At 44.3% G+C, this 12,175-nt stretch carries 2 protein-coding genes (1 of these 2 running past the window's edge); one reads left to right on the top strand and one right to left on the bottom strand.

Annotation, left to right across the window (positions count from 1 at the left end):
• Positions 1–68: 68 nt before the first annotated feature.
• Positions 69–350, bottom strand: coding sequence for a hypothetical protein (locus ACQY6I_RS18915; protein ID WP_428243070.1), 282 nt, complete (start codon positions 348–350; stop codon positions 69–71).
• A gap of 174 nt (positions 351–524) precedes the next feature.
• On the opposite strand from ACQY6I_RS18915, the gene ACQY6I_RS18910 reads away from it, so the two are divergent.
• Positions 525–12,175: part of a calcium-binding protein coding region (locus tag ACQY6I_RS18910; protein ID WP_428243069.1), annotated on the top strand (this coding region is incomplete at its 3' end). Its footprint extends 19,430 nt past the window's final position; the window shows 11,651 of its 31,081 annotated nt.

Genomic DNA, 12,175 nt, shown 5'->3' with positions numbered 1-12,175 from the left:
ATAAAGAATGCCCAAAAAAGCCTATAGGAAAATTTCATTGCCAGAAAACGGTTGGCTGGCCGGATAAACTACATTTTCCAATTTTGGGTGATTCTGCGTGCTTTCTTTTCCTCGAGGTTGAACCAAGCGCTTTGATCGTTCGAAGTATCGGCCACAACTAGAATATCTTCGTCGGTTAACAATCCTGACAGTCGCCTAGTGGCCTCGTGAGCGGTTATAGGAGAATTCACATACCAACTATTCTTGGTTAGCGGAGTTGCATTTCCCATGCTTTGAATGGCTTTGTCTATTTGTTCTTTGCGGTCTTCCTGTTCGACCAGATCATAGGAGAAAAATAAGTTATTGGGCATTTTGCCTCCTTAAAGTGAAAGCTAGGCAGCACAGTATAAAGAGTTTTCTTTTAAAAGCTATTAGGGGGTTATTAGATTAATTGTGTAAACGTATTGTCAATTTTGAGGTTTTGACTGAACGATCGTAAGCAATCTGTGGATACAGTTAGATATCGCTTTTTTAGGGAATTTTCCATGATTACTGTTATTGGCAATGAAGGTTTGGGAATACTGGGATCTGAATTAACTGTAAATCCTCTGAAGACATCCAGTAATGGTTCTGAGCAACAATTAACCGTCAATATTTCAAATGGTAATCTGGTAATAGCCCGTGAAGATGACAGTTTTGTTACTCAAGGAACTGATTTTTCTATATCCATGATCTATAACAGCCTTGGTATTCGAGGTGATGCCAGAGGTGGTTCTTTCTTGCAAAGCTATAGCCAGCGTCTTGTGGCTATCAGTGCCAGTGAGATTAAACGAATAGATATTGATGGTACTGAATCACGTTTTTTGTTGGATGCTGTCAGTGGTCGCTTTGTGACGACAGATGGTGAAGGTGCTTACGACTATCTGGTTCGTCAAGGCGGCAATAATGAATGGATATGGCATGATGGAAGTAGTGGTAACACTGAAGTGTTTGATAGCAATGGGCGGTTGATTGCTTTCAGTGATATTAATAATCAGACCAGTACGATTAACTACAATGATTCAGGCCAGCTAGAGAGCATCGTATCGGCAGATCAACAAACTTTAACATATCAATACGATAGTGACGGTAGAGTCGTTTCGATTCAGCTCAATCGCGATAACCATCTTATCACCAGTGCCAGATATGTTTACGATATTCTTGGGCGCCTGGTGTCGGTCACAATGGATCTGACACCATCAGATGGCAGTATTGAAGATGGCCAAATATATCAAACTTTTTATACTTATCATGGTGATTCTCAGCGGTTGGCCTCTGTCAGTAACAGTTCTGGTATCGTCCAGTCATTTGATTATAAGGAGATTGACGGTCAATGGAGATTGACCAGTGTCACCGATGGCGATGGCAACAGTACTACTCTCAGTTATGATTTGGACAGTCGTAGTACCACTATCATAGATGCCAACCAGCAGATATGGACTTATCGTTACGGTGCTACAGGTCAGATAGAGCAAGTGCTGACCCCCGCTGTGGATGGCCAAAGAGCCGTTACCACATATACATATGATGACAATAATAATGTCATCTCAGTAACCGATGCCCGTGGTTATGTTGTTACGTTCGAATATGATCAACAGGGTAATCAAATACTCAGAAGGGATGCTCTGGGTAATACCATTAAAACAACTTATGACGAACATAATCATTGGTTAACCAGAACAACTTTTCTGATACCAGACCCCGATGGCAGTGGTGAGGAGCAGGCGGATGAACCAACCACAGAGCGTCGAATATATGACAGTCACGGAAATTTACGTTTCGAAGTCAGCGCTGCTGGCTCTGTCAATGAGTATCGGTATAACTCTCTGGGACAACTTGTCGAGCATCTTGGCTGGCAGAAAGCTCGGTACAACCTTGCAGACCTGGCTGAGGATGAAGCGTTAACAGAATCTCAGTTGAGTCAGTGGGGACAGGAACAGAGTAAGAGTGGCATGAGTCTGGTGACTTATACATACGATGGCTCGGGTCAGTTGTTCACCAGTACAGAATATGATGTTGTCGATGAGGAAGGTACTGGCGTCGAAAATGATCAAACCAAGTACTTCACCTACGAATATGATGTTTACGGGCAATTGCGGACCCGAGCGATTATTCGCGGTTCTGAATTAGAAGTTAAGCTATTTAATTATGATGGTATCGGACGTCTGATTAGTGAGATCGATCCTCTATCAGCAGCAACTGTCTATACATATGATGACGCAGGGCAGCAACTGACTGTCAAATACGCTAATCAGTCCACTGAAATCACAGCTTATGATCATGCTGGCAGGACCATCAGTAAAACCTTGGCCAGTGCTACCGGTGCCACTCAATATAATAGTCAATACCGTTATGATGCAAATGGAAATCTTGTCGCGCAGCAGGATGCCAATGGTGTACGCAGTTATCAGTTTTTTGATGCCCGTAATCGCAAAATTGCTACAGTAGATGGTACTGGTGCAATTACTCAATATAGTTATGATGCGAATGATCGGATTATTAAAACCACCGTATATGCTAATCGGGTCAATGCCCAGGCATGGTGGCGTGATGATGGTACTGTTCCAACAACGCTGAGTGATACAGGCATAACCGCCAGTGACAATGACCGGATCAGCGAGAATCATTATGATGCCGCCGGGCGACGGATTCTGTCTTCTGATCCGAATGGTCTGCTGACACGCTACTACTATGATGGTGCTTCCCGTCTGATCAAAACAGAAGAAATAGATTCATCCGTACAGGACTTCCAGTCTGCGCTGATATCCATTAATAACGAGCGTCGTAATATTGAGAAAATCAACGTTAATGCTTTTGGTACGGATCAAAATGATGTCATAGAAGGTAATATTCAGAAAGATACCCTGTATGGCTATGATGGCAATGACAAGCTATATGGATACGATGATAACGATATTCTTCGTGGCGGCAGCGGCAACGATAGCTTGTTCGGACATGATGGTTCTGATTCTCTATATGGAGACAGCGGAAACGATATCCTTTCCGGCGGTGCGAACAATGATTATTTAAAGGGTGGTTCTGGAGATGATTACCTGATTGGGGGCTCGGGTAATGATACTTTGTTCGCTGAATATGGCAACGATACCTTACAGGGAAATACTGGTAACGACAGGCTTTATGGTAGTCGTGGTGTGGATGTCTATCTTTTCAATAAAGGTGATGGTTGGGACACTATCTACACCTATGAATACTTTTATGATTCGCTGCAAAATGGCCATGAGGATGTATTAAAGTTTGGAGCGGGGATTACAAAAGATGATATCAGAGTTACTCGTAACGGACATGATATTCGTCTTGGACTGAAAGGTACCAGTGACGGCGTAACGATAAATAATTTCTTTTCTCGGACCACAGCAGAGATCGGTAAGGTAGCTTTTGAAGATGGTTCATCGTGGGGGGTAACAGACTTAATCGATTTGTCTGTGGTTGCGACAGATGGGAATGATCGGTTATGGACCATAGGTGAATATACCAATCTGAATGGTGGAGAAGGCAATGATACGCTGACTGGATCGGATGCAGACGACACACTTGTCGGAAATGCTGGTGCCGATAGTTTAGATGGCAACAATGGTAATGATGTGCTTATCGGCTCCATCGGTTTCGACACTCTTTACGGTGGTGGTGGGGACGATATCCTGGAAGGTGGTGAAGGGAATGATAACCTGAATGGAGGTACTGGATCAGATACATACATTTTTGAAGATGGTTTTGGCCAGGACTATTTGAATAATAGTTCAGAAAGTGCCTCTCGTGACAAACGCATGGATATTGTTCGATTTGGTGGTTCTTTGTCACCTGAGAATGCGCGGCTTTATCGTTCTGGAACCAGCTTGATGATTGGTTTCATCGGTAAGGAAGATCGGTTGGAACTGGCTTATTTTTATCACCCAAGCTATCAAAATACGCTTATCAATCAAGTCGAGTTTAGCGATGGTACTGTCTGGACGGTTGATGATCTTAGAGAACTGGCCAAGCGTGAAGCTGACTACAACCAGACCCTCTATGGTGATGTTAATGTCAGCAACAGCATTGATGGCGGTCTGGGCAATGACACCATCTATGGTGAAAACAAAGCCGATCAGTTGATCGGTGGGCGCGACAACGACTCTCTGTATGGTAGGGGCGATAATGACACCTTGATAGGTGGGCATGGTAATGACTATCTACATGGTGAGTCCGGCGATGATATTCTCGTTGGAGGCATTGGTAACGATACCCTGTATGGTGGTGCGGGCAATGATGTGTACTCGTTCAGTGCCGGTTTTGGCCAGGATCTGCTTTATAATGAGGAAAGTTCTGATTCACGTATAGATGTGATTCGTTTTGATGACACCATCCAGAGTCGGGATGTTTCGTTACACATTAGTGGAAATGATCTGATCCTGAGTGTTGTCAACACTACTGACCGGATTACCATTGGTGGCTTTGAGCAATATGACTTTGCCCAAATCAATGAAATTCAGTTTGCTGATGGCACTGTCTGGCATCTTGACGAGATCATTTTACGGTCTACTCAAGGCACTGGTCATGATGATTCTCTATATGCCTATGACGAAGGTTCTTCACTAAATGGTGCAGAAGGAAACGATGCTCTTCATGGTAGTAGCAATGGAGATACCTTGCAGGGGATGTATGGATACGACTCCTTGTATGGTAGCTACGGAAATGACCTGCTGATCGGTGGTGCCGGAAATGACCGTTTGTATGGTGATAATGGTAATGATACTTACATATTTGAAGCAGGTTTTGGTCAAGACTATATCAGTAACAATGATTCGACATCTGTTTCATCGAGAGCCGATGTAGTCGATTTCCGGGGTGAGCTGAGCGACAATGATTTCTGGGCGATTAAATCCGGATATGATCTGATCATTCAGTCCCGCACCAGTGGTGATCGTCTCATCATCAATAGATATTTTTACTCGAATTTCAAATCCAATTATTACATTAACGAAATCCGTTTCTCCAACGATGTTGTCTGGAATGCCAGTAATATTAATTCCATCGTTGATCTACATAAAGCCGAAAACCCTGCTTTAGCGGTAGTTGATATTACCGGGGATTCAAGTGATGAAAACCTTAAGGGGGGGGATTATCGCGCTACAATTCATGGCGGAGATGGCAATGATGTTGTTCAGGGAAGTTATGGTGATGATCGGCTTTATGGTGATGCCGGGAATGATCAGCTGACCGGAGGTGGCGGAAATGATCAATTATATGGTGGAAGTGGAAATGACAGTTACTACTTTTCTGTTGGTTTTGGTCAGGACACTATTTATGAGTCGTCAGGGAACGCCGATACTTATGGTAGTAATGCAGACCGAATAATATTTGATAACACCATTATGGCTGATGACATAGAGGTCAGTCGCAATGGTACAGCACTGGTACTGATTCATCGTCCAAGCGGCGATCAGATAACCGTGGATAGCTTCTTTAAAGAGCCTGCTGTTGTCAATATTACCGAGATTGTGTTTGCAGAGGGTGTTCGTTGGAGCGTTGATCAGCTGAAAGAAATGGTGCTGACTGGCGATTATCACGACCAGATTGTCAGAGGGTATGGTAGTGGTGATACGCTGCTTGGGCTTGAAGGGGCCGACAGCTTATATGGTAATGCCGGGGACGATGTTTTAATTGGTGGTACAGGATCAGATCATTTATATGGAGGTGTCGGAAATGACACCTATGTATTCGACCTGGGATTTGGCAGTGACACTATTCATAATTATGCGGATAGTGAACTTGACTTGAATGAGCGATTGGACAAGATCAGTTTTGGTCCATCAATCCAGGTTGATAATGTCAAACTGTCCCGTAATGCCAATCGGGATCTCATTATTACATTTAATGATTCCAGTGACCGACTGACAGTGGTTGATTTTTTCCACGATGGCGACATCAACACTCAGTACCGAATAGATCAGATCAGTTTTGCCGATGATACGACCTGGAGTGCCAAGGACATTCGACAAAAAGTCCTGGTCGGTTCACACCTGAATGATTTGCTTTATGGCTATAACGAAGAAAGTAATCTGAGTGGTGGTTATAGCAATGACACTCTCTATGGCAATCAACAGAATGATGTTCTAAATGGTGAGTCAGGAAGTGATTCTCTGTTTGGTGCTGCAGGAAATGATGAGTTATATGGTGGTACTGGTAGCGATCGCCTTTATGGTGGCGATGGAGATGATCATCTCGAGGGTGGGTTGGGCAATGACTGGCTGGTAGGCTCTTCTGGCAGTGACACCTATTTCTTTGCCAAAAATTTTGGTTCAGACACTATCTATAATACAGGAGAGAATAATGATGCGATAGGATCTGCTCCCGATGTTATAGAGTTCAGCGCTGACTTTAGCCCGGATATGATTCGGGTTTCCCGTACTAATAATGATCTCGTCCTTAGAGTCAAAGACGCTGATGATAACATTACTATACGAGAGTTCTTTGTATCAGGCAGCCAGACTAATGCACGCATAGACGCTGTTAAATTTGTCGATGGAACCACCTGGAACTATCAACAATTACGTGCCATGTCGGAGATAGGCTCTGCGGAGTCAGAGCAAATGTGGGTATTGAATTCTGGTCATACTCTTGATGGAAAAGGTGGAAACGACAGGTTAAATGGCAGTGATGGTGTCGATGTGCTCATCGGCGGGAGTGGCAATGATACCTTAAGTGCTTATGCGGGAAATGATACGCTCTTCGGCGGTAGCGGCAACGATAGTCTTTGGGGGAATGCTGGCCAAGATATTTTGGATGGAGGCCTGGGGAATGATAGTTTACGAGCTGGTGCCGGCAATGACACCCTGATTGGTGGGGTAGGTAATGACTATCTTGGAGGCGAGGAGGGTAGTGATACTTATTTCTTCTCTCGCGGTTTTGGTAATGACACTATCAATAACGCTTTATATAACTCTGATATCTTTGGTCAGCAGACCGATATAATTCTATTTGATACAGATATTTCGGCTTCGGACATTAAAGCCACCCGATCAGATAATGACCTGATTCTTAGCTTCATTGGCAAAGAAGACAGTATTCGGGTTTACAGTTATTTTTCTGAAGATTTTAAGGGTAATCATACCATAAACGAAATCCGCTTTGCCGATGGTACGGTATGGACAACCGATAGTATTGCCCGCTTGGTTATTGAAACCAATGATGCAGACAATAATGTATATGGTTATGCCAATAAATCGGATGTTATTTATGGTCGTGGTGGGAACGATACCATTCATGGTGATTCTGGTGACGATATTCTCGATGGCGGCGACGACAATGATTCGATTTATGGTGGCGCTGGCAATGACTATTTGGCCGGTGGCACTGGCGTGGATACCCTGTGGGGTAAGGATGGTGACGACTATCTCAAAGGGCAGGAAGGTAATGACAAGCTGTATGGTGGAAATGGACTCGACACCATAGACGGTGGCTCAGGTGGTGATACTTTATATGGTTGGTATGGAAACGATACGCTGATAGGCGGATCCGGAAATGACGTTCTCTATGGTGAATATAATAGTGATGTTTACCGGTTTGAACTGGGTTTTGGTCAGGACATGATCTATGAAATCGCTAACGAAAGTACTGCTGGAGATTTCGATGTCATCGAATTTGGTGAAAACATCACTCTGGATGATCTGAATTTCAGACGTTCAGGAGGTTCACTGGTCATCAGCATCAACAATTCTGAAGATGTGCTGACGATCTCTTCTTTTTATAGCAATTGGAAAGCACATAACGCCTACATTATCGATGAAATCCGCCTGGCGGACGGTACAACATTAGATCCGGACCAGATAAACGCTTTGGCTCAGATAACTCATGGTTATGACGATCTGGTCTATGCCACACCTGAAGCTTCGACGCTGGATGGACAGGATGGCAACGACAATATTTATGGTTCCGGATCAGCAGATTTGCTGAATGGTGGCACCGGCAACGATAGTATACGCGCCGGTTCAGGTAACGACATTATATCCGGAGATGCTGGTCATGACAGCCTGTATGGGGAAAATGGTGACGACTATATCTCCGGTGGCCTGGGTAATGACACGTTATCGGGGTGGGGTGGCAATGACACTCTGGTTGGTGGTGCCGGCAATGATATGCTTTGGGGCGATGCAGGGGATGATGTTTATCTTTTTGAGATCGGTTTTGGTAAGGATGTTATCGAAAACAATGGTGCAAATGGAGACTTTGACATTATCCGCTTCGGAGCGGGAATAGATTCTGATAACGCAGCATTGAAGAGATCTGGCAACGATCTTTATATCTTTTTTGCCGGCTCGGATGACAGTATCAAGGTTGATGACTACTTCCGTGATAACGCCACATCGATAGATGTTATCAGTGAAATCCAATTTGCCAACGGAACTGTCTGGACCATTAGTGATGTCAAAAGCATGGTGCAGGAGTCGTTTGGTTTTAATCAGAATCTCTATGTTGATGATGTTACTCAGACGCTGGAAGGTGGACAGGGTAATGACAACCTGTATGGGGGAGCTGGTGATGATCGCTTGTCTGGTGGAGGCGAAAATGACACGCTCAGAGGTGGTGCAGGAAATGATCTTCTAGTAGGTGGTGATGGCCATGATTCTCTAACTGGAGATGATGGTGATGACAATTTGTATGGAGGTCTTGGCAATGATTCTCTGTCCGCCAATTCAGGTAATGACCTGCTTGTTGGTGGAACTGGTGATGATTATCTGGATGCAAGTAACGGTAACGATATCTATTACTTTGATATTGGTTTTGGCAATGATTATATCAATAACTATCACGATGATTCTGGCAGCGTGGACGCGATTGTCTTTAGTGAAGCGATCAAGCCATCTGACATCGTCTTTTACCGGTATGGTAATGAACTGAGGCTCAAGCATCTTGAAAGCGGGGATACTGTTCGGGTGAGAGATTACCTGGATTCCCGTTATGCGATACAGGAGGTCCGGTTTGAAAGCGATGGTACCGTTATGACCATGGACGATCTCAAAGCGGAAGTCATCAAGCCAAAAGACACCGACGACAGGTTGCGTGGTTATAGTGAAGCGACATTTATTGATGGAGGGGCTGGGAACGATACTCTGCATGGATTAAGTGCAAATGATACGCTAAATGGTGGCAGTGGATATGACACTCTCTATGGTGGTGCTGGTGCAGATATACTCTGGGGTGGATTGGATAGTGACAGCCTCTATGGTGAGGCTGGTGCAGATATTTATCTCTATGGCATCAACCAGGGTAAAGACTGGATATATGGCCAACGTGATGAAGATACTCTGCGTTTTGATGACAGCATTAAAGCAGATGATTTGTTATTGGGGCGGTACGGTGACAACTTGGATATTGTTGTGATCCAAAATGGTGTCAAAGTTGGCCATGTTGTTTTGGTAAATCAATTCAGGGAGTCAAGTTCTAGTTATGCCGGTGTCTCAAAAGTTGAGTTCGCCGATGGCCTGGTATGGGACGCTAAATTATTACGTGCTCTAACCTTACAAGGGAACGATGAAGATAATAACTTGGTGGCTTACTCCAGTAATGATTTATTGCAGGGTAAGGGTGGAAATGACTCTCTTCAAGGCGGTGCTGGAGCAGATACCTTAGAGGGAGGAGATGGTAAAGATATCCTGCTAGGAGGAACAGGTAATGACCTGCTATCAGGCGGTAGAGGCGAGGATAAGCTGTATGGTGAGGCCGGCGCTGATGTATATTTGTATGATATCAATGAGGGAACCGATTGGATTTATGGCCAGCGAAGTGAGGATACTTTACGTTTAGGTGATCACATTAATCCTGACGAAGTCCAGTTGCTTAAATATGGTAATCATGTCGGAGTCATTATTCGACAGAATGATGTTGAAGTCGGTCGGGTTATCGTTTCGAATCAGTTGGCCAGTTCTGATTCTGGTGTAAAACAAATAGAATTTTCTGACGGCACAATATGGAATGCGAGTGAAATCCGCACCAGAGTTCAACCAGTTGATGATTCGTATAGCAGCCTATATGGAAGTGATAGTGTTGATCATTTGACGGGAGGGGAATGGAATGATCGGCTCTATGGAAGGGAGGGGGATGATACATTAGCTGGTGGTGGTAGTAACGACAGTTTATATGGAGAAGCTGGAGCCGATACTTATATATATGGCGCAAAACAGGGTACCGACTGGATTTTTGGTCAGCGCGCTGAGGATGTACTGCGCCTTGATGACAGCATCAAGCCAGAAGATGTTACATTCGTCCGTGATTCCAATAACCTCGATTTAATTGTCACTCAGAATGGAGCCGAAGTTGGTCGTGTGGTATTGGTAAACCAAGCTTATGATGGCAGTAGTTCGCATACTGGTGTGTCGCAAGTTGAATTTGCCAATGGCACTATATGGAATAACGATGAAATACGTGCTCGTGCGCTTATTGGTGATAATTCTAACAATACTTTGACTGGTTATAATTCAAATGACTTGATTCAAGGTAACAGTGGTAGTGACCAGCTTATTGGTGGACCTGGAGAGGACACGCTGCTCGGTGGTAGTGGTCATGACAGGCTTTATGGTGGCAATGGCAACGATACGCTTCATGGAGGACTGGACGATGACTCGCTATACGGTGAAAGTGGCGCTGATATCTATCTCTATAATGCCTTTGAAGGTAAGGATCGGATCTATGGTCAGCGTGAAGAGGATATTCTCCGTTTAGGTGAAAATATCAAACCGGAAGATGTGTCGTTCAGGCGATATGGTAGTAACCTTGATCTGTTTGTACATCAAGAAGGTGTCGAAGTTGGCCGGGTGGTGTTGGTTAATCAAGCCTACGACAGCAATACTACATATACTGGAGTGGCTCAGGTCGAGTTTGCTGATGGTACTGTCTGGAGTGATGAACAGATCAGAGCTATGGCCATGGCTGGTGATGCCAGTGAGAATAACATCAGTGGTTACAATAGCGATGATACTCTCTATGGTTTTGAAGGATCTGATAGGCTATACGGTGGTCAGGGTAACGACGAGATCCTTGGTGGTATAGGGCATGATTCTCTTTATGGTGGTTCAGGTAATGACTTGCTCGACGGTGGAATCGAAAATGATAGCCTCTATGGTGAAAGCGGTAATGACATCTTAGTTGGTGGTACCGGAACTGATAACCTGTATGGTGGTGAGGGTGATGATATCTATCAATTTGGTATCGGTTTTGGCCATGACTCCATCGATAACAATTATGCGGTTGCTGCCGGCAGTACTCAGGTCGATATTATTGAATTTGATGACACTATCAGTTCCGGAGATATTACCGCTCGTCGACAAGGCAATGATCTTTATTTATATCATGTAAATGGTCATGATCAGATCAGGGTAACTAATTATTTTTACCAGTCTTCAACAACTCATCATCTGATTAACGAAATTCGCTTTGCTGACGGCACTGCCTGGGGACTGGACGAAGTCCGCGATCTGGTATTGCAACAACTGAATACCAATGAAACACTCATTGCCAATCAGAATGATCAGAATATTAAAGCCAGTTTTGGTAACGATAATTTGTCTATGGATGCCGGGCTCACGGGGGTTACTCTTGATGGCGGTACCGGTCATGACAAACTGTATGGTAATGATGAAGTTAATCTGCTGATCGGTGGCTCAGGCAATGATTCTCTCTACGGTCATTCGGGTAATGATCAATTGTCTGGCGGCATTGGTAGTGATTCTCTTTATGGCGAGGATGGTGACGACCTGCTTGTCGGTGGCCCGGACAATGATTACCTTGAAGGTGGTAAAGGTAATGACACTTATTTCTTTGAAAATGGCTTTGGTTGGGACCGCATCAATAACTACGCTATCTATAGTGATAAAGAGCTCGATAAGATCCAGTTTGGTGAATCTGTTAGCATCAATGATGTCATATTGCGGCGTGGTGGCGACAGTCTATACATATATATTGAGGGTAGCGAAGATGGCATGGAGGTCATCAACTTCTTCAACCAGGATGGCACACAGACCTATGCAATTAATACCATTGAGTTCTCTACCGGTGAAATCTGGAATCTTGAAGACATCAAGGCCAGGGTGATCACGCCCACTCACGCCAATGACAAGTTATATGCCTATGCGGATGGTACTGTAATACATAGTGGTGAAGGCAA

Source organism: Gynuella sp. (assembly GCF_050297175.1).
Lineage (GTDB): Bacteria > Pseudomonadota > Gammaproteobacteria > Pseudomonadales > Natronospirillaceae > Gynuella.
The sequence above is the reverse complement of the archived record's forward strand: the minus strand, read 5'-3'. Positions and strand labels throughout refer to the sequence as shown.